This is a genomic window from Psychroflexus aurantiacus (assembly GCF_010820555.1).
GTDB classification, from domain to species: domain Bacteria; phylum Bacteroidota; class Bacteroidia; order Flavobacteriales; family Flavobacteriaceae; genus Psychroflexus; species Psychroflexus aurantiacus.
This window is the reverse complement of record NZ_JAAIKD010000003.1, coordinates 419,047-443,888: the sequence shown is the minus strand read 5'-3', so window position 1 is coordinate 443,888 and position 24,842 is coordinate 419,047. Positions and strand designations below refer to the sequence as shown.

The following is a 24,842-nucleotide window of genomic DNA, read 5'->3' as shown; positions in this document are numbered from 1 at the left end:
TTAACCAGCTTTTGATCGAAAAAAATAAAGCCTCTGTCTTCGGTGGATTATTTAAAAAATACTAACTTTTAAAAAAATAAATGTCATGAAAACACTTGTATATACTGTTCTTGCTTTATGTTTACTGACTTGCAGTACACAAAAAAAAGATTTTAACACGTCTCCTATGTTAGAGTATACGGGGCTTTTACAGGCTCAGGGCATCACCAGCTACCAATATGGAACGCATACACTTCAAACCGAAGATGCTTTGTATGCTTTAAAAAGTGAAAGGGTAGACCTTGATGAGTATATAGGTAAGACAATAACTTTAACTGCAGAACCCATTGAGGGCTATCCTGTGGATGGAGGGCCGACTTATTTAAACGTGATCGGGGTCAAATAAAAAAGTAGCCAACGCGCGATGCAATCGCGAGTGAACTCTCATAAACTTGTATGGTCTAAAATTAGATAGCTGCTTATACCTATAAAATAAAAAAGAGCCGACGAATCGGCTCTTATATAATCTATTATACTATTAATTAGTTTGTGATAATAGGATCGGCAGTTCCATCGGGATCACCGTTTACGGTACCGCTTGTACTTGCAGCACCCAGTAATAAGACACCGGCAGCATGTGGTGTTGCCATGGAAGTACCACTAATCGTGTTGTAGCCTCCGTCTTTCCAGGTAGATTTAACAGAAACGCCAGGTGCACAGTAATCTACTGGTGGATTTCCAAAGTTTGAAAAACTGGCCCAGTTGTCACCCTGACTCATCGCTGAAATCGTATAAATGTTAGTTCCGTTCACACGCGCAGGAGATACATTATTCGCATCCTGTGCTTCATTTCCGGCAGCAAGCATAAAGTTGATACCTTTCTGAGCAGCAGCTTTAATAGCATCTTCAAGTGCTACAGAGACAGGTCCACCCAGACTCATGTTGGCAACATCACCAGCAGCTCCGTTTGCAGCCACATGGTCTACTCCGGCAATAACACCAGAATAAGAACCTGAACCTCTAGAGTCCAGTACTTTTACAGGAACTACAGTTGCTCCAGGAGCAACACCAATAACCCCTAAAGAGTTATTTAAAGCCGCAATGGTTCCAGCAACGTGTGTACCGTGTCCGTTTCCATCATCCGTAGATTTTCCATCTCTGCCAGAAGTGAAGGCATTGTATCCACGAGAGGCATCTACATTTAAATCCGGATGATCTAAATCGATACCAGAATCTAATACCCAGGCTACATTGCTTCCGGTATAACCGGTTGCACCATTCACACGTGTAATTCCCCAAGGTGTTTCCTGAGAAGAGGTGCCTCCTCCACCGTCACCGCCGCCATCAACTGGATCGGTTGGATCACATGGACCTCCGTTGGGAGTTCCACAAGGTGGTGCGAATTGAACAATACGATCCTGCTCAACGTAGCTTACCCGCTCGTCCATTCTTAAAAGATCGGCTTGAGCTTCCGTTAATTTTAAGGTAGCTCCGGCAATGGATCTGGAATAAACATTAACAGGCTCTAGGTTTGCAGATGTTTTGTTTTCAGCAGAATTACTTTCAGAAAGTATGGTTTGCAAAATGTTCAACACATTTTCGCGAGCATTCAGATTGGAATCGTTTTTCTCTGCGGCATTGCCCTTAAGCACAACGATATATTGTCCGGGAATAAGCTGAGATTGTCCGACAGTATTTGCGGAGTCGAAACTGTCTTGTTCTTTAAGGTTTTGGATGCTGTCGGAATCTACTTCCTCCGAGCAGGAAAACAATGTGATTGCAAAGGTCGCAACCAGTAAAAACTTAAAATTAAAATAATTTTTCATAGTATGAATTTATGTTAGTATTAAGATAAAAGTAACAATAAATTAATACCAGCCAAACAAATTGCCGGCCGATTTTTTAGTAGGGCTTGCTTAAGCTCATGCATAAAAACCGGAGGCCTCTGATTTGCAAATCCTTAGGGTCTTATTCGTAAAAATGTTAAAATTTAGAAATTCTAAAACCTATTTCACCAAAACCTTGCATAGGCGAAAATTTTAAGACCAAAATGGATTTTCAAGCGTCTATAATTAGGTCTGGCATCGGGTACCGTCTGGTGATTCAATCGCGCGTGAACCTCTGACCTTTCAACCCTTATTCATTTAAGCACTGAAAGCTTCCAATCGGACTGCCGTCAGGGATTGCAGGTGAAGGGATAACTTCGAATTCTTCGGGGTCTTCCATAAACTGTTCAATGCGGTAATGCATTTCTGAAGTTATGGCAGAATCATCCTTGCTGAACCTGTCTTTTAATTCGGCTAAGATTTTATTGGCCAGGGCTTTCACCTGCGGTATGCTTTCATCACTTGCTGAAAGGTTCATCACATGCTTCAATACATTGAAATTGATGGTGTTTTGCACCTGAGTCAGATAATCGGAGCTGTGTTTCTGTCGGAATGAATTTTTGACCAGTTCCTGCAGGACCTTTTCCAATCCTAGATTGGAGTCTTCCAGGGCGTGCTGTTGAACCAATCGGTTGGCTCGCTCCGGATGCAGCAACAGGCCTAAGCTCATGTCGCTTGCTGTAGCGGCAGCTCCCAGGGCATCAAAACTGACCCCTGTATTGCTTTTGAACGATTCTCGGTTTCTGGAGTAGCCAAAAGCACGGGGCGGAAACAGGTCCAGAATGCGTTTTGGAATGGCTAAAGTTTCAGCATCGAGTGTTTTTAGAGTGGCTTCAAGAGCTTTTTTCTGTTCCTGCTTCGGAATCATTTCCACCACCTTCAAATTACTTCCCTTGGTGGCGTAGTTGTAATCCAGACCCCCGATGAGTTTGACGGTAGCTTCGGTTTGATAGCGGTGGAAGAAATACAAAGGCACAAACACATCTTCTAAAACGGAATAGGCTTCCCCCGTCCTGATGTTGTCTTCAGAGAAGTGAGAGATGGCGGTCTGACGAAGTTCCAGGACACGGTTTAATTCTTCGGAAGCCTCTCTGCCATTATCCCACAAATGGGCATACGCATGGGCTCCGCCCTGTGCACGGGCATCGGCATCGCTGATAAACTGCAGACCCTCATCCCGGGCTTGTTTTAAAACGGATTCCAGGTATTCTTTTTCGGTTTGGTCGGTATCGCCGGCTCCGTAGCTATAAGCCACGGTCACTTTATCCCACTCACCGATATTGGTGTCGTAGGCTTTGGAGAAATCGATCTGGTTTTCTTCCAGTCTTAAGTTGGGATGCGGATAATCCATGACGCTGGCATCCGCATTGGTACTGGCGGCAAAGTTATGCGCAAACCCCAGGGTATGCCCGACTTCGTGAGCCGATAACTGGCGAATTCTTGCCAGAGCCATGTCCAGCATAGGTTTATAATTTTCATCTGAAGCGGCAAATGGTCGGTTCATCAAAGCCTGGGCAATCATAAAATCCTGGCGAATCCTGAGGCTTCCTAAACTCACATGACCTTTTAAGATTTCACCGGTACGCGGATCGACTATGCTCATGCCATAACTCCAGCCGCGGGTGGAGCGGTGTACCCATTGTATCATATTATACCGCAAATCCATGGGATCGGCATCGGCAGGAAGCATCCTGACCTGAAAGGCATTCTTATAGCCCAGGGCTTCAAAGGCCTGGTCCCACCATTGGGCACCTTCCAGCAAAGCAGACCGGACAGGCTCCGGGGTTCCGGGGTCTAAATAATAAATAATCGGCGCTTTGGCTTCGCTCAGGCTGGCTTCAGGATTCTTTTTCTCTAGGCGATGGCGTGTGATGTAGCGCTTGGTCAATGGCTCAAAAATAGGGGTGGCATAATCCTGATAGGAGATGAAATTCGCGCCGCTTCGCGGATCGAATTCGCGTTTCTGGTAGCCCTCATCGGGCAACTGCACCAAGCTGTGGTGCTGGATGACGCTAAGGTTGGAAGCGTCGGGAGCAACCGAGCGGATGTTTCGGCCCTCTGCATCGCCAGTGAAGGTGAGCAGGGCTTCAAATTCGGTGTTTTTCGGAAAGGTTTTGGTGCGTTGCATGGCCAAGGCGCTTTTGCTTTGGTCCAGTTTATAGGTGCCTTGTTTTTGTCGCTTCAGTTGTTTGGAAACCCCGTAAGCATCCCGCATCAAAAAGGGAGTGAAGTCGATCAGGAACGCATTTTCGTTTTCCTCCAGGATGTCAAAACCAAAGACCACCGATTTGGCAAACGCCTCTTCGACGCTTCGGCGTTCCAGTTCGTTAGAGGTATTGGCTCTGAAGTCCTGATTGGGCTGCATCAGCAGCAGCTTATTTCCAGCACGCTGAAACTTGACGATGGCGGTGTTACCCAGCTTACCGCGGTCCAGACCAATATCGTTCGAACCCAGACCGCTGGTCAGTGAATTCACATAGATAAATTCCTGATCCAGACGGTTGACCTGCAGGTAAATTTTATCTTCTTTCTGGGAATACCAGAAGTCGAAAAAGCCTTCCTGCTTGGTGAGCTCGTCCTTGTCTTTTAAGCTGTCGAAGCTTTGCGCGTTAGCCAGTGAGGTGATAAGTAAAACAGCAATGCAAATAAATGTTTTCATGATATTCAGCGTTCAAAAAATAAGTTAACACCGAATATAAGATTTACCGGGAAAATGCCAGGTTAATGATTCATATAATTATGACGAAACATCAAAACTATTGAAACCCCTTTAGAAGTCATCTCACCCAGCTGGATATTTAAGCTAAGGATTTGATGTAAGCAATGTATTGTGATGCATAGAGCTAGGAGGTGCAAAATCCGCTTGCGGGAATACTTTGAAAATAGATGAAAGAGAACTTAGATGGAATGCATCAGGCTTAATGTAATGAGATCTGCTTATTTTTATAACTTTAAATAAAAAAGTCATGCCCGAATTACCAGAAGTAGAGAATTACAAGGTGTATATAGATAGTACGGCTTTGCATCAGCGCATTATTGCCTTGGATTGCCGGGATTCAAGATTGCTCAAGCAATCCAGATCAGATTTTGAAGCGCATTTAATCCATCAAGAATTTAAAGCCACACAGCGCATTGGCAAATATTTGTTCGTGGAGACCACAGGTGACAAAATACTGGTCATACACTTTGGAATGACGGGCAGACCTAATTATTATAAGAGCGAAGAGGACCGGCCTAAATACGGCCACATCCAGTTAACTTTTGAGAATGGATTCCACTTTGCCTTTGAAAACAAACGCAAGTTTGGCTGGTGGGACCTCACCGGTTCCATAGCAGAATTTAAAGCTGAACATAAGTTAAGCGACGATGCCAGAGCGCTGAAGCTCGAGGATTTTAAAACCTCACTGCAGGGCCGAAAGACCGATATCAAAAAGATCCTGATGGATCAAAGCGTGGCGGCCGGTTTAGGAAACTGGATGGCCGATGAAATTTTATACCAGGCCAAAATGCATCCGACCAAAAAAGTGGAAGATTTGACTTCTGAGGCAATAGAGCGTGTCTTCGATGCTATGAAAACCGTGATTGAAGTGGCCATCGAAAACGACGCCCATTACGGCGACTTCCCGGAACATTTCCTGATGCACTTCAGAAAAGAAGGGGCCACCTGTTTTCATACGGGCGCTGAAATTGAAAAAATAAAAGTAGGCGGGAGGACCACCTACTTCTCACCTCAATGGCAGGAGCTTTAAGCTCAAAAATCCGTGGTTTCGAAATAAAAGTTTAGCAGGAAGCCTTATCTTGCTCCTCACTATTAAAACTCAGGTATGGCTTCAGGATTTTTTGCGCTTTTAGATGATGTGGCTACATTGATGGATGATGTAGCGGTGATGGGTAAAATCGCCGGAAAGAAAACAGCAGGCTTGCTGGGTGACGATCTGGCTGTCAATGCCGAAAAGGCCTCCGGATTTATGTCTGCACGTGAGTTGCCGGTCATCTGGGAGATAACCAAAGGTTCTTTTCTCAATAAGTTGATCATTTTGCCGCTGGCCTTTTTATTGAATGCGTTTTTGCCTGCAGCCATAAATATCATTCTTATCCTTGGCGGTTTATACCTTGCCTATGAGGGTGCCGAAAAGATATATGAATATTTTGTGCCGCATGCCAATAAGAACGAAACTCCGAAACTTCAGAAACTTCCGAAAGAAGACATCCTAAGTCTGGAAAAGAAAAAGATAAAATCGGCGATTCTTACCGACTTTATTCTGTCTGTAGAAATTGTGATTATAGCTTTGGGGAGTGTTGCAGAGGGAGATTTACTCACTCAAATTCTGACGGTAAGCCTGATAGCCTTAGTCGCGACTGTAGGCGTTTATGGTCTGGTGGCACTAATTGTCCGAATGGACGAATTTGGCGCTAAGCTGGTTTCTTTAGACAACGGTGTGTCTGATAAAATCGGTCGTTTTTTGATTAATGCGCTACCTGTTGTTATCAAAAGCCTGACGGTCATTGGTACGATTGCTCTATTACTGGTTTCCGGCGGAATTTTCACGCACAACATTCATTTCATCCACGACCTTCTTGCAGGTTTGCCTTCTATTTTAGCAGAATTTGTAGTCGGGCTTGTGGTAGGGTTCACCGTTTTGCCCGTTGTAAAGGGGGCGACTAAGCTTTGGAAAAAAGGTTCTGCCAGCTAGGAAACCGATTTGACATTCACATCATAAACCTCTAAAGGCAGAGACGTTTACCAGTCTCCGCCAATAAAGGATTAAAAACAAAAACATGCTTAGGATGGAGTTTTTGCTTTAGGAGTTATCACAGATCAGCCAGCTCTTTTACGGCTGTACTGGAAGCTTTCCAGGTTAAATTCTGCTCGTAGCGCTTGATTTGGTTAGAATCCTTAGGATCGATGATCAGGAGATAAATCCATTCGTTATCCAGCAGAGATTTCAGGTTCGCGTTCTTTTTTAGAATACCGTTAATTCGTTCTAATGGAGCCTGAATATAAACCGATAACCTCAGGGGCTGATGATAGGCTTTTTGATCGGTTTCGTTCACAGATTGCAGGGGCAGGCCTCTTTTTAAGTCACCTCCATTTCCCTGCATGACGCCAAATCGTCCTGTGACGTTATGCGTGATTTTGGAGCCTCCGCCATAGTTGTCATTATCCACCGAAGAGAAGTAGTAATGGTTGTTGATCCATTGGGTTACCACCATAGGGCCCTGCATGATACCTTCCAGTGCCTGACCTTCCGGGTCCATTTCCCAGTCGTAAGAATGCAGGAAGCAATTTCCTTTCAGGTTGATGCTTTTGGATAAAGCTCTGGGGCCGACGATAAATCCTGCATTTTTGGCAAGTCCCCATTCGGGTCTGGTTTCAGACCAGTCATTGGTTTTTATATGCGCTGCCTTAATGCTGTTTTCCGATTTTCCCAGACGTTCTGAGGTTGCCGAAGCCTGAGCCTGGTGCAACCTTGCTTTCAGGTTAGCCAGCTGGGCTTTGTGAGTCTCCGGCCGTTCAGCATCGAACAGAAGGATTTCATCTGTGGTTGTATTGTGTTCTGCTCCTACGAAAAACGTTGTTGAAGGTATATGTATGCCAGAGGCTTTGAGCGCTTCTCTCACGTCGGGCTGGTTAGCGAGTTTAGCCAGCATTCGGGCATTGTGTCTGCCGGGACTGGCGGCACAGGCCCCACAATCTAAACTGGATCCAAACGGATTGTTGGCTGAGTGGCTGCCATGACCCACAAACAGGACTATAGGGGAGAAGGTTTTCCATCCCATCAGGTCAAAGGCAGATTTCACGATGGCAGTTCTTTCTTCCAGACGGATTTCATCTGAAGACGAGGTTTCATTTACAGCATGAAGCTGTGGATTGAAATGCCGCTCAAAAGATCGGTTTTCAGTTCGTCTGGGGTTGTAAAGTTTTCCCGGGACAATGGTCCTTAGAAAAAGTAAAATGCCGTAAAAGAAGCCGGAGCCTTCCACGTATCCAAAGGCTGAAGGGAGCATGTGTTTCATGCGTTTCAGGAAGTAATGCGTGAATTTTTCCTTTTTCTGGCGTTGGTGATATGTTTTGGCTTCCTGCTGATGTTCGCTTTTTGGCTGTTCTGAAACCTTATAGGCAGAAGCTAAAATCGGCGGACATGATTTTTTGGTAATACCATTGCTTAAGTTGGTATAATCCATGGCAATTCCAAAAAAACCGGCATAACCAAAGGTTTCGTAATTTCCTTGAGACTCGATGTGGCGACGGATCAGCTCCGATCGGGTATCGATACAAAACACCAGCTGGGCGTCGGGAGCTTGAGCTTCCTGATTCGAAGCAGGGGTTTCCTGTGACGTTTTAAGCAGGGTGTCCAGGTCTTTGGACATTCTTTTTTGCCAGGTCAGTTCCCAGGCTTTTAGCCAGGCATACTGAAGTTCCCTTTTTTCATTCTTCTTCTGAGCGATGGGCTGAGCGGGAAGCAAGTCGAAATTTAACTGGCTTGCAATGCACAGGCGAACGGCCAGGTAGTCTTCCAGAGTGATACTGAATTTTTTTTGCCATTCTGAATTTGTTTCTGCCCTGTATTTGATGTAACCTGTCCAGCCTGGTAAGGCGGCTAAGTGATGTTCGAAGAGTTTAAGCTGATCGTCTTCAGAGAATTCTTCTAAAAGTTCCTTTAAGAAGTCAGAACTTTCGTCAGGCAGAGCCACCAAAGGCTTTAATCTGAATTCTTTATCGTACCGAACCAGGGATTTCCAGGCTTTATAAAAGCCTTTTTCTTTATTGGGCATGCTCCATTCGGCAAGGCCTTCATCCATAAAAGCCACCAGCCATTTGATGAGAAGCCTATCGACTTCATGAGAAGAATTCAGGTATTCAGCATGTGTAGCTTCCATTTGAAGCAGACTTTCTTCCGGAGAAAAAGCGACCCCGTTTTTTTTGAAAAGGGCCTTTAATTCCTGTTGGTCAATTTCTCCTTTTTCCCATGCATTCCTGAAGACCGAAACCTCCGGTAAAAGATGCCCGCCTGCGAGCTGCTCTGCCCTGAGCGTTGCCTCTTTGAAAGGCTCATTTTCATAGCCGGTCAGCGGATTGGAGGTCACGAAGGCATATAGCGGCCATGTCTTGCCAATCACATGGGAAGCAGTCTCAATCTTCTGATGAATTGTATCTGGTTTCATAAACTTATTTTTTGTAGTAATGAATGGTTTTTTTGTAAGGCTGTGATAAATTTAAAAGCTTGACGTACAGCCATGGAGATTTGGTGTGCAGACCAAGTTTCATGGTAAAAAAACCGATTAAAAAGATGAGACCAAAGACCACCTGAAGCGTATCCAGGCGCTGTGGAACCTGAATCATAGGCATTTCAGAGATCAGGAGTGTAACCCCGTTGAAAATAAGCGCGTAAATACTAATTCCAACAATAAAAAGCACTGCCGAAATGATCATTTTTTCCAGGTAAGTGAAACTTTGTTCCTTAACGATATTGTAGGTGGCCTGACCCACGGTTATCGCAACGATAAGCGTCAGAAAGATGCTGCTGTTGGTAATGCTGGTTTTGCCAGTGAAGTAGGAAAACAGGAGGGCTCCAAGAATTCCAAAAAGAGCAACAGCTACCGCCTGTAAAGCTGTGATTTTTAGGCGCTCAGATTCCTTTGGCGAACTTTGCATGACCTGTTCTCCTGAAGATAGAAAGAGGTAAGCTTTATAAAACCCGTGTAAGATGAGGTGAGCAATGGCCGCATTGAAAAAACCCAATCCGCACTGCATGATCATAAATCCCATTTGAGCAATAGTAGAACAGGCTAGTTTTTGCTTTACATTCACCTGAATCAATTTTTGGAACTGCGCCAGAATTGCAGTGATGCCACCGACAATAAACAGAATCCAAAGCGTGTTGGAGAAGATGATTAAAGGAGCAAATAAAGTAAGCAAAAGTCCTGAGCCATTCACAAATCCCGCATGCATCAGTGCAGATGCAGGAGTAGGGGAGGTCATCGCTGAAAGCAGCCACTTATGAAAGGGAAAAATGGCAGACTGAATGACAGCAGCAACGATGATGAGCAAGGCAGAGAGGATTAAAATGGAATCACTGAACTCATCCGTGGCCATTAATCCCTGTAGTGTAAATTGATCGCTGTCATAACAGAGCAGGAAAACTCCCAGGCTGAGTGCCAAAGCCCCAGACACGAAATATTTCAACGAAAAGGTTTCTGCCTGTCTTGCTTCTCCCCAGCTTTTATTGACACCAATCAGCTTTGCCATGAAATAGCCCATGGCAAACCAGGATATAAGCAAAGCCAAAACATGATTCGACATGACGAACAGCAGTACCGATGAGGTAAAACCGATGCTTAACAGCGAGAAGCGTTTTTGGTACTGGAAACCGGTGAGGTAATTTTTAGAATAACTGCTTACTATGGAACTGAAGAACAGGACGGTGGTCCAGATGAGAAGTGTAAATCCGTTAATCCTGAAAATGTCTAAATACTCCCAGTCCGGAGAATATATCCGATAGAAAATTAAGGCGGAAAGACTTGTCAAAAACAAAATCCAGTGGACGAAGGATGAAATCCTGGAGACTAAAGGAATGGCGCTGGGTTGCTCCTGCGAAGACTTGTCGGGGGTAGATAAAGAATAATGTTGCATAATGCGTTTTAAAAGGTTGAAATAAATCCTGGATTAGCCAAGACGTTTAATCCACCGGTTTTAAAGTTAAAATGCCGCTTACTCTGAGTTTCTTGCCTGCTTTTCTGAATTCAGAAATATAGCGGTCGATGGCCTCTTTCTCCTTTTCCAGTTCCTGAATTCTCATCATGTAGGGTTTTGGGTCATTGTTGTGATCCTGCTCCCAGTGCTGAAGGTTTTCAATCTTGTGATAGTTTATTTTTTGGTCAATGAGAGCAATTAAAATGTCTGAAGCCTGAGTAGGGGTAAACTCCCCATCGACTAATTTCACTTTCTTGTCTTTTACAGCTGATGTTTCCTTTAATCCCATGGTGAAATATGATTTTGATATGTGGTGCAAATATTATAATTTAGATTCATTAGTGTTTATTTATATAATTAATACATTACATTAATATAAGTTATGAATTACACCTTACATCAGTTGCTGATTTTTTCGGAAATAGCAAATTCTAAGAGTATTACAAGAACTGCCGAAAAGCTCCACCTGACTCAGCCTGCAGTGTCCATACAGCTAAGAAATTTTCAGGACCAATTTTCGATTCCGTTAACGGAGGTTGTAGGTCGTCAGCTTTTCGTTACAGATTTTGGGAATGAAATTGCCGAGGCCGCCAGAAAAATACTGGAAGAAGTGGACGCTATTAATTATAAAAGCAATGCTTTTAAGGGAAAGCTTTCGGGTAGAATCCAGATTTCCGTCGCTTCCACCGGCAAATATGTGATGCCTTATTTCTTTTCCGAATTCATGGACAAACATGCCGGAGTCGATCTCATCATGGACGTGACCAATAAAACCAAGGTGATCAGAAGCATGGAGAAAAACGAAGTCGATTTTGCACTGATTTCTGTCCTGCCTAAAAAACTGAAAGTGAGAAGCCTTGAACTGATGCAAAATCAGCTTTTTCTTGTGGCTGGACCACACCTAACCCAGGACCAGCTGGCCCGGAAAGAGCAATTGCTAAGTGAGCTGCCGCTCATTTTTAGAGAAGAAGGTTCTGCGACCCGTAAAGCTATGGAAGGCTATATTTCAAAGCATAATCTTAAGGTCAAAAAGAAGATGGAACTTACCTCCAATGAAGCTGTTAAACAGGCGGTTATGGCAGGCTTAGGAATTTCTATAATGCCCCTTATCGGGATTAAAAATGAACTCAGGGAAAAAGAGCTGCAGATCGTACCTGTCTCTGACCTCCCCCTCTCAAGCACCTGGCAGGTGGTGTGGCTGAAGTCTAAAAAGCAAACCCCTGTAGCCAAGGCGTTTTTGGATCATTTGGAACTTGAGAAGGACAAAATCGCAAAGGAGCATTTTTCCTGGATAGAGACGTATAATTGAATGTTTTGTTAGGTTTTAGGCAGGATAGGACTATTTTAGAATAAACCCAAATCCTTTCACCATGACTTACAATTTGATGCACCTTGCCAGCATGCTTAACTCCACTGGCGGTTATCCGGCTTAGGGAAATTCACGTAAAAACTGGGAAACGGGTACAGGCTTGAATTTTGAAAATCCGCAATACCGCTAGTCTGATTCGATGAGTTTCTCACACAGCTCCGTAAAATCCTTACAGATGAGAAGTTTTGGTGTCATCATTTTTGAATTACATGGCCCGGTGTTCTTTGGTTCTTTCCTTGTAAGCCTCATAGTTTTCCCTGACGGATTTATCGATTTCCAAAGGATGATTGAAATTGGTAGCTATATCTTTGATGCGCTGTTCACCACCCAAAATCACATTGATTTCTTTATTCAGTAAGCCCTCAATAGATTTTTGGGCGACCAGTTCGGGACTGTCCATCCGATCAACCCTGGCGGAGGTCATCATATCCGTATCGGTTGCTGTAGGGTAAATGGTCATCACGTGAATATTTTCAAAGATAAGTTCCCTGCGCATCGCTTCAGAAAAATGCCTGACACCGGCTTTGGTAGCCGCATAAACCGAATAAAAAGGTTTGGCGATATAGCCTAAGCCCGAAGACATGTTCATAAGCCCGGCGTCTTCGCTTTTCAGCAGTAAGGGCAGTGCTTTTTTGGTTAAGAGGATGAGTCCGGTAAGGTTGATGTTGATCTGGTTGACCAGGTCTTCATCTGTCATGTCCTGAAGCGGATCGGCGCTTACCACTCCCGCATTATTGATAAGTAAGTCGATGTGGTCCCAGGTCTTGCTGACCTCCTTTACAAGGCGTTCAATAGCTTCCAGCCTTGAAATGTCAGCGGATACAAGTATAAAATCAGCATCTTTAAATTCATCTTTTAGCGCATTCAGTTTGTCCTGAGATCTGCCAATCACTGCAAAGTCCTTTACGCCATGTGTGAGCAATTCCTTGATTAAAGCTTTTCCTATTCCCGCGCTTCCGCCAGTAATCAGTACCTTTTTATCTTTTAGTTCCATAGTGTTTTATTAATTTGTTTAAATTAAAAATAATGCTCTCCATATAAATCCTTTTAGCTTTATTTTATCTCTTTAGCCTATTCCCAGAATCAAGAACATCCTGATTAAATGGATAATCAGGATGTTAAGTATATTTTTATTTTTCTTAAAAATTAGTCCTCACCGAGCATGGCGGAAAACTTATCTAAGTTGGGCATAATGACAATTTGAGTTTTGCGGTTATTGACCATATCCGCTTTGGAATCGTTACGAACCACAGGGTCATAACTGGATCCTCCCGCTACAATCATTTGCTCAGACGGCACCTTAAACTTTTCTTCCAGTCTTCGAACAACGGCTGCACTTCTTCTTGCGCTTAAGTCCCAGTTGTCAATAATATAACTGTCTTCTTTAAGCTGTAAATGCAGCTTAAATTTTTAAAAATATCCGGTTAGCCACTGTCCGGGTGAAGTATGTTTACTTATCATTATACAACACTCAAGATGCCTGATTTCAGGTTATACGGCTTCCTTCAGGTCTTCTTTAATTTCTTTGGGCATTTGTTCTATGATGTGGCTCAACTGATTTTTAGATATAAACTGCTTCAGGGAGTTCAGGGTTATGCTAATCAGTTCCTCCGTGGGTTTAGACCAGGGGAAATCTTCTTCACCATATATATTTTGATGTCTTTTTACCTGGTTTTTCATTTCTTCCAGGCTGTCATAGTCTAAAGGTGGCTTCTCGTTGTATTTTAAGCCTTCAATATAAACGCCTTTTAAAATCATGGGAAGTGGATCTATGACCTGTAGCGATTCTCCGATATGTATGCGATCTCTAAGGGTATGCATGACCGCGCGCCAGAGTATCAATGTGCGATCTTTTTCTTCGGGATGCCCCAGGTCCGTTGCTAACTTTTTGATATAATGGTGAGCATCTTTAGCAAATTTGTCGAAACTTAAATTTGAATCTTTCATTGTTTGTTTTTTAGTTAAGCGGTTTAATTTTATTCAATTCCTTGTCGCTTTAAAATTCAAGAAACGCAAAGTGATATTTTAAAAGCTTAGCCTTTAAATTATAGCTATTTAAAAAGTCATGAGTGATTTTTTAAATATTTTAACGTTATGACCTTCAGGGGGTTGGTCTTTTTTAAAGCGGAAACTGAGTTGATTTCAAAGCTGCTTTTCATCCTGAAAACACTCATTTTCTATGTTTTTTGATGGTGCAAAAAAAGATTAATGATCGGGGTAATATTGCTTTAACCGATGGGGGGAAATCCCGAGTTTAAAAAGCACCACCAGAATGACATCTGTGGCCAGTTGCCTGTAAATGCCGTTTTTTTGAAATCTGCGATTGGAAGTGATGACTGAAGTTTTCAGTTTCTTGAATTTTCCCTGCTTTCGCAGTCGCTTTTGAATTTCCACATCTTCCATAAAGTCGATGTTCTTGTAGCCGTTTATAGCCTTAAAGATTTTAGTCTTTACAAAAATTCCGTGGTCGCCGTAGGTGAAAAACTCCAGGCTAAACTGACTGCACCACTTATAAAATTTGAAAATAGGATGGCTGTCCTTCATTATCAGTCTAAAACTCCCGCCAATGACTTCAGGATGCTTACATAATTCAAGGATGGAAGCATAAGCATCTTCCGGCAGAAACGTATCGGCATGAAGAAACAGAAGAATGTCCCCCCGGGCTTGCTGAGCACCAAAATTCATTTGTCTGGCTCTGCCTTTGGAAGTTTTGAATAGGCTGATGGTTTCAAAGCGTTTTGCTTTTTCAAGGGTGAGGTCCTGACTGCCGCCATCGACGACGATAATTTCAAAATGGCCTTTGAGTTTCAGACAGTGTTCCAGGACTTCAGCGATGGAGGCTTCTTCATTGTAGACCGGTATGATGATACTCATGCGCATAAAGACAGGTGTTTAATCACATAAAGTTAACCCGTATTAAATTCACCGGGCAGTCAACAGAATGTTTGGTAAAATATACCGATTTATAGGTTATTACCAAATGCCCGTTTTGTGAATTCTGGGTTTTAGGAGGCTAAACTTTTTGTGTTGCCGAATTGTCGAATAGTCTTGTAATCGTGTATTCGTGTAATCGTGTATTTGAGTAATGGGACTTAGCTACTACGCTCTGCCGACTATACGATTAGTGGCACAGCCACGCCGAATAGTCGAATAGTCGTGTAATCGAGTAATCGTATATTCGTGTATTTGAGTAATGGGACTTAGCTACAACGCTCTGCCGACTATACGATTAGTGGCACAGCCACGCCGAATAGTCGAATAGTCGTGTAATCGAGTAATCGTATATTCGTGTATTTGAGTAATGGGACTTAGCTACAACGCTCAGCCGACTATACGATTAGTGGCACAGCCACGCCGAATAGTCGTGTAATCGGCAAGGCCAATCACGAACCACCTACCATGACTGTTGACTATTAATCCGTGGCTCCTGGATCAAAAATACCGGATACTGACTGCTTTATACTGAATAACATATATTGAACTACGAATTTCTATCTCCTACAACCTACAATCTATCCCCTGCAACGTCCTGCTAATTTTACAACAGAAACTCCCTAAACTGAATAAGCTTGTAAGTAAAAATAACAAGGAAGGCCAAAGCCCCCATAAATTCTATAAACGTAGAGGCCAAAAAGCCAATAAAAGAGCCGAAAGCGGCTCGTAAAGCCTGCTGACTTCCTTTTCTGGAAAAATAGAGTTCTGCAATATAGGCGCCTACAAAGGGAAACACCAAAACCGTTAAGGGGAAAGGAGTGAAGATGCCCACCAAAAGGCCAATACCTGCGCCATACATGCCGTATTTGCTGCCGCCATATTTTTTAACGCCAAACAGGGGGATGAGATAATCTAGAATGAAAATCACCAGGGTAATGCCAAAGGTGATCCACAGCAGGTTTGAGCTGACCTCCACTTCGGGAACCACATAGAGCAGCAAAATGCCTATCCACGACACCGGCAGACCCGGTAAAACGGGTAGAAAGCTCCCGATGATTCCTACAATACAGCAAATAAATCCTAAACTGACTAAAAGTATACTCATGTGTTATTTGTCTAAAATCGAACTTAAACATAAAGAATTCACTGAAGTAAATCCTACTTTTGGAAAAATAATTTTGATGAGTTCACTTTACATCCATATTCCCTTTTGTAAGCAGGCTTGCCATTACTGCGACTTTCACTTTTCAACCTCTTTAAAACACAAAGACAAGCTGGTGAAGGCGATTGGAAAGGAACTCAGCATGCGAAAACACGAACTGCCGGGAGCTGTTGAGAATATTTATTTTGGCGGTGGTACGCCCAGTTTGCTCTCGGAATCTGACCTGACTTTCATCTTTGATACCATTTATGCGCACTATGAGGTTGTGGAGCATCCCGAGATCACCCTGGAAGCCAATCCGGATGATTTAGATATCCACTACCTGCAAATGCTATCAGGTACGAAAATCAACAGATTAAGCATTGGGGTACAGTCGTTTTTTGAGGAGGACCTGAAGCTGATGAACCGGGCGCATACTGCCGAAGAAGCTGAATCGTCCATCCGACTGGCCAGACAGTTTTTTGATAACCTTTCCATTGACCTGATTTACGGCATTCCGGAGATGAGTGTGGAGCGCTGGGAAGCCAATCTGTCGAAAGCGCTGGAACTCGGCATTCCCCACATTTCCAGTTATGCCCTGACGGTCGAACCGAACACGGCTTTAAAACAGTTTATAGACAAGGAAATTATTCAACCTGTGGATGATGACCAGGCTAAACTGCATTTTGATATTTTAGTAGACACCATGCAACGTCATGGCTTTGAGAACTACGAGTTTTCCAATTTCGGAAAGCCAGGCTACTTTTCACAGAACAACACGGCCTATTGGACGGGTAAATTTTATCTGGGCATCGGCCCTTCGGCTCACAGTTTTGTGAACAGCACTAGGAGCTGGAACATCAACAATAATCCCAAATACATCAAAGCTCTGGAAGCCGGTGAGCTCCCGGCGGAGCGCGAAGAGTTGTCCCGAACAGATCGGTATAACGAATACATCATGACCCGTCTTCGCACCCAGTGGGGGGTGGATTTGAAAGTGGTTGAAACCGAATTTGGACTGAATTATGCCGCTTATCTGATGGATCACATCCAGGCCTTTCAACAGCAGGGTCTGCTGAAACTTGAGGGCGATATACTCAAAGTCACCGGCGATGGTAAATTCTTATCCGATGGGATTGCATCAGAATTGTTTATGCTAAATTTGAAATAGTTTTATTTTATCTCTTAGCATGAACATCGAAGAACTCAGAGCCTATTGCCTTAGCAAACCGGAAGCAGCTGAAGACTTTCCTTTTGATGATGACACCCTAGCGTTTAAAGTAAAAGGCAAACTCTTTGCGCTTATTTCGCTTAAAAAATGGGAAGCGGGTGAGCAGCGCATCAACCTGAAATGCGATCCGGAAAAAGCGGTCGCCTACCGCGAAAGCTATCCGGAGGAGGTCTTTCCGGGTTACCACATGAACAAGAAACATTGGAACACGGTGGTCGTCGATGGGCCACAGCTTTCCAGGAAATTCCTTCAGCACCTCATCAGCCACAGCTATGCGCTGGTGGTGAGTAAACTTCCAAAATCCCAGAGGCAGGGCCTGGTAAGCTAACCCCACGAGATAAACTTCTTCATTTTTTGATGGCGGATAGCCCAATAACTCTATTTTTGCAATTCAATTTTTACACTTATGCCAACTCCAGGAGCCACTTATTCTGAATTTATTTCGCGATATACCACCGATTTAAAAGCCGTAAAAACGCAGTTATTCTGGTCGAGCATGCTTCGCCTGGCCGTTTTTCTGGCAATTGCCTTTGCGGTATATTTTTTCTGGTCGTCCACAAGAATCGTCATCGGTTCCATCATCCTTGGAATAATCACATTTCTCATTTTAGTCACCAGGCACTCTAAAATTCAGTATAAAAAAGCAAAACTGGTAGCCCTGCTTCAGCTCAACGAAACCGAACTCCAGGTCTTAAAACGAGAATTTTCTGATCTGCCTGCCGGAGAAGAGTACAAGAACCCGGAGCATGAATTTAGTCAGGACATCGATATATTCGGGAAGCATTCGTTCTTTCAATACCTCAACAGAACCGCCTTAAAAGAAGGGGAAGAAAATTTAGCCGCCAAGCTTACGTCCAATTCTATAGATGATATCACCTCCAAACAGGAGGCTATTCAGGAGCTAGCTCAGAAGGTGGAGCTCAGACAAAACTTCACCGCAGATGCTATGCTGGTGGATACCGAAACGAAAGCCAGCAGCATCGTCACCTGGATCACTACCTATAAGACATTTGTTCCCAAATGGATGTCCTGGTTTCCTAGGGTCTTTTCAGTAATTTCCCTGGTTGTGATTACAGCCTATTTCTTCAATCTCATCACCGGGGCTCAACTCCTGCTCTGGTTTGTTATCGGCCTGGGAATTACGGGCGTCTATTTAAAACGAGTCAGCGAACTCTCCAGCCATGTGAGTCAGGCGCAAAGCACCTTTCAGCAGTATTTCAAACTCTTGAAACTGATTGAGGATGCTGAATTTGATTCGACATTATTAAAGGCTTTTCAGTCTAAAATTCATTCAGAATCGGCAAAGGCCAGTCAGATTCTTCAAAAGCTATCTAAGCATATTGACGCTCTGGATCAGCGGAATAATATTTTTCTGGGGCCTGTTTTGAACGGCTTTATGTTAAGAGATTTGACGCAATCCTTAAAAATCGAAAAATGGATTTCAGCGCATGCGGATCAGGTGCAGAGCTGGTTTGAAGTGATCGCGGAAGTCGATGCTTACAACAGCTTAGCTAATTTCCATTTCAATCATCCCCATTACGTTTTTCCGGAAATCAAAGCAAATGGAAGCTTTACCAAGACGAAAGGGGCTGTGCATCCTCTGATTGATCCCAAAGATGCCGTGAGAAATGATTTTGAAATCAAAGACAATCAGTTTTTTATCATCACCGGAGCCAATATGGCGGGTAAAAGCACATTTCTGAGAACGGTTTCTCTGCAAATCGTGATGTCCAATGTGGGGCTTCCCGTGTGTGCAACTTCCTGTGCCTATGTTCCTACCAAACTCATCACCAGCATGCGCACGGTGGATTCTCTGGCCGATGAAGCCTCCTATTTCTTTGCGGAATTAACCCGACTCAAATACATTGTGGACGAAATCCAAACCGACAAATACTTCATCGTTCTGGATGAAATCTTAAAAGGCACCAATTCGACCGATAAAGCCATCGGTTCCCGAAAATTCGTGGAACGCCTGGTTAAAGCCAATGCCATCGGCATTATTGCTACGCATGACCTGAGTTTGTGTGAAGTCGCTGATGCACTGCCGCAGGTGAAAAATTATTACTTCGATGCAGAAATTATTGATGACGAACTGCATTTTGACTATACGCTCAAAGCAGGGGTTTGTAAAAACATGAACGCTTCGTTCCTGCTGAAGAAAATGGATATCGTGGAGTAGTTTGACATCATAAAAATTTTAAGTGTCATAGAAAGAATTCAGTTTTGAAACTAAATTCGAATATCTGTAATAAAACCTGTGAGGTCTAAGAGATCAAATTATTTTTCAACTGCATCAACTTATCCTCCAGAAAAAATGAGTAAAAGTTAGATTCAGCAATTGAAAAACTAAGGTTTTATGATGCATCTCCTACAGATTTGGATTCTGAAACAAGTTCAGAAGGACACCTGATTTGACTCTACGTCTGGTCCTATGGATATTCCCAATAAATTAACTTGAGCTTTAGTGTTCATAGTTAAATTTGGAATAATGATTTGAAAATCTAAAATCTGTCTAAGGTCTACTTCTTCACCCGCTTTTCATTCTTTTTGACAAAGGCCTCCCAGCCGGTATACGAGGCTCCAATCGCGGGTTGACCGGAGTTATAGAAATGGCAAACCGCCGCAGCCAGTCCGTCGGTAGAGTCCAGGTTTTTGGGCAGTTCTTTGATTTTGAGCATCTGCTGCAGCATCTTGGCCACCTGCTCCTTGCTGGCATTCCCGTTACCGGTAATGGCCATTTTGATCTTTTTAGGGAGATATTCTGTGATGGGAATCTGCCGGGATAAGCCTGCTGCCATCGCCACACCCTGGGCTCTGCCCAGCTTCAGCATGGACTGGACATTTTTTCCGAAGAAAGGAGCCTCAATGGCAATTTCATCGGGATGGTAGGTGTCGATCAGCTCGATGGTGCGCTCGAAAATGAGTTTGAGTTTGGTATAGGGATCATCGTATTTTTTGAGCATGAGTTCATTCAGCTGAACGAACTTCATCTTTTTATTCTCGATTTCAATGACTCCAAATCCCATGATGGTGGTGCCCGGGTCTATGCCTAAAATGATTCGTTCTGCCGCCAATATTATTTTTATTTGTTATTTTGTCCACATGAAGTTGCCTCACAAAACTAATCAATTCTGGAGTTTAGCCATCAAGCTTTTAATAGTAAGTCTGAGTTTGGTCGTTATTTTAAAAGCTGTTCAGGAGGTAAAGCCTGCCCACTGGCAATTGATTTTTGATTTTTCAAAATTTACAGAGGTGATATTCCTCGGCTTAGTTTTGGCTTTGCTGAACTGGTCCCTGGAAAGCTTAAAGTGGAAAACGCTGCTTAGCCCTGTCAAAAGCATCCCTTTTTACACTGCGGTTTCAGAGAGCCTGAGAGCGCATGCCGTGAGTATCCTTACACCCAATAAAATTGGAGAATTTGGTGCCAAAGCGAGTTTTTATTCAAAATCGCTAAGGCCACAAATTTTAAAGCTAACGCTGACGGGCCAGTTGCACCAGCTCCTGGCGACCTGCTGTTTTGGGATACTGGGCTTGTCTGTTATTTACGCGCAGTTATCTCTTCGGTTACAGCTTTCCATAGGTCTGACTTCGGGACTGCTTCTCCTCTCAGGTCTGACGCTGTGTTTGATGAATTCTAAAAACAAATGGCTTAGAAGACTTCAGTTGTATGTGGCTTCTTTAGCTCAGCTTTCAGACCCAAAAAACGCTAAAGTCCTCGTGCTTTCTATGTTGAGGTATCTGTGTTTTAGTCATCAGTTTTACCTGCTGTTATGGTTATTTCAGCCAGAGTTGACTTATACTGAGGTTATGCCGGTCATTTTTTCAATCTATTTTATCAGTTCCTTTGTACCTGTCTTTCTGTTCCTGGACCTTAGCTTAAAAGCCGGCTTAGCTCTGGTATTACTGAAAGGGGTTTTGGCTTCAGAAGTTATTATCGCCGTGAGTTTGCTGATGTGGATATTCAATTTTGGAATTCCTGCTTTTCTTGGAAACCTCTTGCTGCTGAAGCCCCGACGGGGACTCGGTGAATTAAAACAGATGCTATGACCTGGGTTATCGGTTTTTATGTGCTTCTTTTGATGTATCTGGTTTACATCCTGTGGATGACGTTGGGGTTTATCAGGTTTTTAAAGCCAGAGCCTCCGGAAAAAAGACCGCCCAATGCCAAATTTAGCATCACCATCCCCATGCGGGATGAAGCTAAAAACCTCCCTAATTTATTCAATTCCATTTCAGAGTTGTCTTATCCCACCTCCTTATTCGAAATTATTTTTGTGGATGACGATTCCAGGGACGACTCCTGGAAACTGGTGAGAGCCTTTCAGACCGGGTATCGCGATATTAAAATCCATCTGGTTTCCAGCCAGTCTGACCGCAACAATGAGGAAGGTTCCGACGGAAAACTAAGTCCCAAAAAAAAGGCCATTCATAAAGCCATTTCCCTGTCGTCTTATCCCTATATCCTGACTACCGATGCAGATGTTTCGCTCCCAAAGCACTGGCTCGAAAGTTATAATACTTCCCTGCATAATTCGGTTGCAGACCTTGTTGCGGGTGGTGTTGTGATAGAGAAAAACACTTCTTTTTTATCCAGGTACCAGCATTATGATATGCTGAGTCTGCAGGCCTTTGGTCTGGGAAGTTTTAAAAGACGACAACCCGTGATTTGCAATGGCGCTAATTTGTGTTACAAAAAGCAGGCTTACCTGGATGCTGAGGTCAATCTCGGAACAGCGCATATTGCCAGTGGAGATGATGTGTTTACCCTGCAGGGTTTCAGAAAAAAAGGCTTTGCAATTGATTATCTATCAGATCCTGAAAGTGTGGTATGGACCAAGCCTTTGGAGTCTTTTCGGGAGTTATGGCAGCAGCGCAGACGCTGGGCGCGGAAAGTAAGTTCGATCGACAGCGGGTACATGAAGGCGGTTGGGATTCTAATAACGCTGATGCAGCTCACTTTGGTGCTGAGCCTTATCCTGGGCTTCTGGGATCCGGAGTTTTTCCTGTTTCTGTTTTCCGGGTTTGTGCTGAAATTTATGGTGGATGGATTTAGTTTATCCAGTATGGCGAAAGTTCAGGAGCTGGACTTTTGCTGGACAGATTTTCTAAAGGTCAGTGTGGTATATCCTTTCTTTACCCTGTTTTTTTCCCTGACGAGTTTTTATGGAACATTCGACTGGAAAGGCCGCCGCTATTTTAAATAGATTATTTTAAAATGATAGGAAGCTCGGAGCGAAGGGGGACCGGGACGCTTCTTTTTTGAGCTGGATACAGGTCGGGGAGTTCAGAAATAGCTTCTTTTAGCCAGTCATCGAGGTCGGGGTTCTGAGCAGAAAGCTCATCAGAAATGCTAATGGTTTTGAGTAAGGCTTCTCCTTCTTCGGTAATGAACAATTCTAAAATGACGGTGTCCTGAGCTGATTTTGAAGTGAGGATTTGCTGCTGACTCAGGCGATTGCTTACGGCCTGTTTAATCTGGGTTTCAAAACAAACTTTGCTTTCTTCTTTGGACGTGACCAGTCCGCAATTCTGAAATGTAGGATAGAAGTCGACTTCTTCCCAATTGATGGATTTCAATTCCTCCTGCATAATTTCCTCTGCAGATTGTTTTTTAAAGTCGAAATCCTGACACGAAGACAGCATCAAAGTCAAAAAAAAGAGAGTCCATAACTTCATAAAGTAAAGGTAATCAAAAGCCTTCTAAGTTGAAGTTTTGTTTTTGGATTCTATCCACATAGACATATACTTCGTGCTTTGGGTGGTATGGTGCATCAGAATCTGACCTACAAAATTCTGCTGTCTGTGCACATGCACATCGGTTTCCAGTTTTTTAAGACGTTTGAAGAAATTGGCAGCAAAGACCCGACGCTGAAAACGCCGATTGATAATTTTAAAGCCATTTTTCTGACCTATGTTCCAGCGTTTGGGCATCTTATAGAGCAAAATGGCCTGTCTTGCAATTTCTTCGGGGGTGTTGGCGATTTCACCACACCAGGGCAAATCGCCGCAAATGCCTTCGGCGCCAACAGTCGTTGTGATGGAGGGCGTTCCTGCCTGCATGGCGTCTATGAATTTGCCTTTGAGTCCGGCACCAAATCTAAGTGGTCCCAGCAAAACCCGAGCCTGCTTAATCGCCTCGATGGCGTTTGGGGCTCTGCCCTTTATCAAAAAGCCCTGCTTGGCATTGTGAAGCTGCTCTACTTTTTGGGAGGTATAAGCCCCATAGACATGAAGTTCAGCTTCCGGTAATTCCTTTTTGATGAGCGGCCAGATCTCTTCTTTTAAAAACAGGGTTTTATCCCAGTTGGGCGCGTGCAGAAAATTGCCGATGCTGATAAAATGCCGACGTTCCTCGAAACCCGGGAGATTCTCAATGTCTTTATCTTTCAGGGGTTTTAATAAAAAGGGGAGGTAGAGGAGGAGGCTCTTATTGATTTTAAACTCCTGAACCAGCAGACTCATTTCAGATTTTGAGATGATCAGACTCAGGTCACTTCGCAGAATGGAAGCGATTTCTCGTTTGGCGATGTCGGTATATAAATACTTTTTTTTGAAAGATTTTTTATCCTTGTAGGCCTGTTGTCTGGCTTTTCTCAAAAAATGAAGGTCTTCGGTATCCAAAATCCTCAGGGCCTCGGGGCAGTGCTCGGCAACTCGCCAGCCAAACTGCTCTTCCATCATAAACCGGTCGAAGAGCACATGCGTGGGTTGCAGCGCTTTCAGATACTCGTCGAAGTCGGAGTTATTGACCTGAATCTGCTTTTGAGTCACTCCAAGTTGCTCAAGGTTCTCTGCATTCTCCGAAAATCCGGCCGGTGAGGCGTATATGATGTCAAATTTTCGTTTGAGAAAAAGATCTATAATTTGCATCATCCGGCTTCCGGCGGCAGAAGAAGTTGGTTCCGGCCACACAAATCCAATAATCAATAACTTAGCCTGATTCATAGCTGCAAAGTTTAATTTATTGCGAAAATCGATAATCTGGGCCTATTTTTTTAAGGATAGCTTGATTATTTTTTCAATACATTTGAATGAAATCAGTTCACATGAGCAAGGAGAGTCTGCAGCCCGAATTATGGGTGGATACCTACAGTGATTATTTTTTATACTACACCCTTTCCAGGGTGAGTGACAGAGAGGTCGCCAAAGATATCGTGTCCGAAACTTTTCTGGCCGGACTTAAATCCAAAGCCAATTTTGAAGGCCGGTCTACCGAAAAAACATGGCTGACCTCCATTTTAAATCGAAAAATCATCGATCACTACCGCAAAATCAATTCCAATAAGGGTCAGGCAGAGGTCAAGATGAATTATGCCGGTGAAGATCAGGAGGGCTCCTGGCTGGAAGAACAGGTCGCTAACGCCGGGTCTACTTCGGCAGATTTTTCAATAGAAAACAAAGAATTGGGAGAAGCGATTTTAGCCTGTCTGGAACAGATTCACCCCAAACATGCTGAAATCTTTAAAATGAAAACACTTCAGAATTATGACAACGATGTGATTTGTAAGGAAATGGGAATTACATCGTCTAATTTGTGGGTGATTATCCACAGAGCGAGAAAAGCTTTAGCCAGTTGTCTGGATAGTTCCTGGTTTTAAACATAACAC

At 43.5% G+C, this 24,842-nt stretch carries 23 protein-coding genes; 10 read left to right on the top strand and 13 right to left on the bottom strand.

The genetic code is table 11. The features are described from left to right. Window positions 1-85 precede the first annotated feature (85 nt). Window positions 86-385 (top strand): hypothetical protein, encoded by a 300-nt coding sequence (locus tag G3567_RS07470; protein ID WP_164004694.1) that lies wholly within the window; start codon window positions 86-88, stop codon window positions 383-385. Between the two features lie 136 nt (window positions 386-521). On the opposite strand, the gene G3567_RS07465 is transcribed toward G3567_RS07470, so the two are convergent. Both G3567_RS07465 and G3567_RS07460 read right to left on the bottom strand, forming a co-directional pair. Then, window positions 522-1,805: a S8 family peptidase gene (locus G3567_RS07465; protein ID WP_164004693.1), complete on the bottom strand. Its 1,284-nt coding sequence runs from the start codon at window positions 1,803-1,805 to the stop codon at window positions 522-524. Between the two features lie 310 nt (window positions 1,806-2,115). Then, on the bottom strand, window positions 2,116-4,524 hold the full coding sequence (locus G3567_RS07460) for a zinc-dependent metalloprotease (RefSeq protein ID WP_164004692.1): 2,409 nt from the start codon (window positions 4,522-4,524) through the stop codon (window positions 2,116-2,118). A 307-nt stretch (window positions 4,525-4,831) separates the two neighbouring features. Between G3567_RS07460 and G3567_RS07455 the strand changes: the two genes are divergently transcribed. Continuing rightward, the gene (locus G3567_RS07455) at window positions 4,832-5,614 is read left to right on the top strand and encodes an Fpg/Nei family DNA glycosylase (RefSeq protein WP_164004691.1); all 783 of its coding nucleotides are present in this window, start codon (window positions 4,832-4,834) and stop codon (window positions 5,612-5,614) included. A 75-nt stretch (window positions 5,615-5,689) separates the two neighbouring features. Further along, window positions 5,690-6,559 (top strand): DUF808 domain-containing protein, encoded by an 870-nt coding sequence (locus tag G3567_RS07450; protein ID WP_164004690.1) that lies wholly within the window; start codon window positions 5,690-5,692, stop codon window positions 6,557-6,559. A gap of 118 nt (window positions 6,560-6,677) precedes the next feature. Here the strand turns inward: G3567_RS07450 and G3567_RS07445 are convergent, their stop codons facing one another. From G3567_RS07445 to G3567_RS07435, 3 genes are read right to left on the bottom strand one after another with little or no spacing between them, the layout of a single operon-like run. After that, complete coding sequence (locus G3567_RS07445) at window positions 6,678-9,032, bottom strand: DUF2309 domain-containing protein (RefSeq protein WP_164004689.1); 2,355 nt, start codon at window positions 9,030-9,032, stop codon at window positions 6,678-6,680. Between the two features lie 4 nt (window positions 9,033-9,036). After that, window positions 9,037-10,500 carry a proton-conducting transporter transmembrane domain-containing protein gene (locus G3567_RS07440; protein WP_164004688.1) on the bottom strand — a complete coding sequence of 488 codons (1,464 nt, stop codon included), beginning with the start codon at window positions 10,498-10,500 and terminating at the stop codon, window positions 9,037-9,039. A 46-nt stretch (window positions 10,501-10,546) separates the two neighbouring features. After that, complete coding sequence (locus tag G3567_RS07435; protein WP_164004687.1) at window positions 10,547-10,849, bottom strand: hypothetical protein; 303 nt, start codon at window positions 10,847-10,849, stop codon at window positions 10,547-10,549. 93 nt (window positions 10,850-10,942) lie between these two features. On the opposite strand from G3567_RS07435, the gene G3567_RS07430 reads away from it, so the two are divergent. Beyond that, window positions 10,943-11,869, top strand: coding sequence for a LysR family transcriptional regulator (locus tag G3567_RS07430; protein ID WP_164004686.1), 927 nt, complete (start codon window positions 10,943-10,945; stop codon window positions 11,867-11,869). Window positions 11,870-12,134: 265 nt separating this feature from the next. On the opposite strand, the gene G3567_RS07425 is transcribed toward G3567_RS07430, so the two are convergent. From G3567_RS07425 to G3567_RS07405, 5 genes are all read right to left on the bottom strand, one after another. Continuing rightward, window positions 12,135-12,923 carry an SDR family NAD(P)-dependent oxidoreductase gene (locus G3567_RS07425; RefSeq protein WP_164004685.1) on the bottom strand — a complete coding sequence of 263 codons (789 nt, stop codon included), beginning with the start codon at window positions 12,921-12,923 and terminating at the stop codon, window positions 12,135-12,137. A gap of 152 nt (window positions 12,924-13,075) precedes the next feature. After that, the gene (locus G3567_RS07420) at window positions 13,076-13,297 is read right to left on the bottom strand and encodes an OmpA/MotB family protein (protein ID WP_317164166.1); all 222 of its coding nucleotides are present in this window, start codon (window positions 13,295-13,297) and stop codon (window positions 13,076-13,078) included. Between the two features lie 123 nt (window positions 13,298-13,420). Beyond that, window positions 13,421-13,876, bottom strand: a complete 456-nt coding sequence (locus G3567_RS07415) for a DUF2267 domain-containing protein (protein WP_164004684.1) — start codon at window positions 13,874-13,876, stop codon at window positions 13,421-13,423. Window positions 13,877-14,134: 258 nt separating this feature from the next. Further along, window positions 14,135-14,803 (bottom strand): TIGR04283 family arsenosugar biosynthesis glycosyltransferase, encoded by a 669-nt coding sequence (locus G3567_RS07410; protein ID WP_235923519.1) that lies wholly within the window; start codon window positions 14,801-14,803, stop codon window positions 14,135-14,137. A 664-nt stretch (window positions 14,804-15,467) separates the two neighbouring features. Beyond that, a complete protein-coding gene (locus G3567_RS07405) occupies window positions 15,468-15,968 on the bottom strand; it encodes a DUF456 domain-containing protein (protein WP_164004682.1) in 501 nt (166 codons plus the stop codon). 76 nt (window positions 15,969-16,044) lie between these two features. Between G3567_RS07405 and hemW the strand changes: the two genes are divergently transcribed. The 3 genes from hemW to G3567_RS07390 all read left to right on the top strand — a co-directional run bounded on the left by hemW (window position 16,045) and on the right by G3567_RS07390 (window position 19,414). Continuing rightward, window positions 16,045-17,175, top strand: coding sequence for a radical SAM family heme chaperone HemW (gene hemW / locus G3567_RS07400; protein ID WP_164004681.1), 1,131 nt, complete (start codon window positions 16,045-16,047; stop codon window positions 17,173-17,175). Between the two features lie 19 nt (window positions 17,176-17,194). Beyond that, window positions 17,195-17,563 (top strand): MmcQ/YjbR family DNA-binding protein, encoded by a 369-nt coding sequence (locus tag G3567_RS07395; RefSeq protein WP_164004680.1) that lies wholly within the window; start codon window positions 17,195-17,197, stop codon window positions 17,561-17,563. A gap of 78 nt (window positions 17,564-17,641) precedes the next feature. Continuing rightward, window positions 17,642-19,414 carry a MutS-related protein gene (locus G3567_RS07390; protein WP_164004679.1) on the top strand — a complete coding sequence of 591 codons (1,773 nt, stop codon included), beginning with the start codon at window positions 17,642-17,644 and terminating at the stop codon, window positions 19,412-19,414. A 340-nt stretch (window positions 19,415-19,754) separates the two neighbouring features. On the opposite strand, the gene ruvC is transcribed toward G3567_RS07390, so the two are convergent. Further along, on the bottom strand, window positions 19,755-20,309 hold the full coding sequence (gene ruvC / locus G3567_RS07385) for a crossover junction endodeoxyribonuclease RuvC (RefSeq protein ID WP_164004678.1): 555 nt from the start codon (window positions 20,307-20,309) through the stop codon (window positions 19,755-19,757). Window positions 20,310-20,337: 28 nt separating this feature from the next. Between ruvC and G3567_RS07380 the strand changes: the two genes are divergently transcribed. Both G3567_RS07380 and G3567_RS07375 read left to right on the top strand, forming a co-directional pair. Beyond that, window positions 20,338-21,282: a hypothetical protein gene (locus G3567_RS07380; RefSeq protein WP_235923518.1), complete on the top strand. Its 945-nt coding sequence runs from the start codon at window positions 20,338-20,340 to the stop codon at window positions 21,280-21,282. Continuing rightward, on the top strand, window positions 21,279-22,439 hold the full coding sequence (locus G3567_RS07375; RefSeq protein WP_164004677.1) for a glycosyltransferase: 1,161 nt from the start codon (window positions 21,279-21,281) through the stop codon (window positions 22,437-22,439). The genes G3567_RS07380 and G3567_RS07375 overlap by 4 nt, the downstream gene beginning before the upstream one ends. A gap of 1 nt (window position 22,440) precedes the next feature. On the opposite strand, the gene G3567_RS07370 is transcribed toward G3567_RS07375, so the two are convergent. Beyond that, a complete protein-coding gene (locus G3567_RS07370; protein ID WP_164004676.1) occupies window positions 22,441-22,911 on the bottom strand; it encodes a hypothetical protein in 471 nt (156 codons plus the stop codon). Window positions 22,912-22,935: 24 nt separating this feature from the next. Continuing rightward, window positions 22,936-24,180 carry a glycosyltransferase gene (locus G3567_RS07365; protein WP_164004675.1) on the bottom strand — a complete coding sequence of 415 codons (1,245 nt, stop codon included), beginning with the start codon at window positions 24,178-24,180 and terminating at the stop codon, window positions 22,936-22,938. Window positions 24,181-24,281: 101 nt separating this feature from the next. Between G3567_RS07365 and G3567_RS07360 the strand changes: the two genes are divergently transcribed. Further along, window positions 24,282-24,833, top strand: a complete 552-nt coding sequence (locus G3567_RS07360; RefSeq protein ID WP_164004734.1) for a sigma-70 family RNA polymerase sigma factor — start codon at window positions 24,282-24,284, stop codon at window positions 24,831-24,833. The last annotated feature ends 9 nt before the right edge of the window (window positions 24,834-24,842 follow it).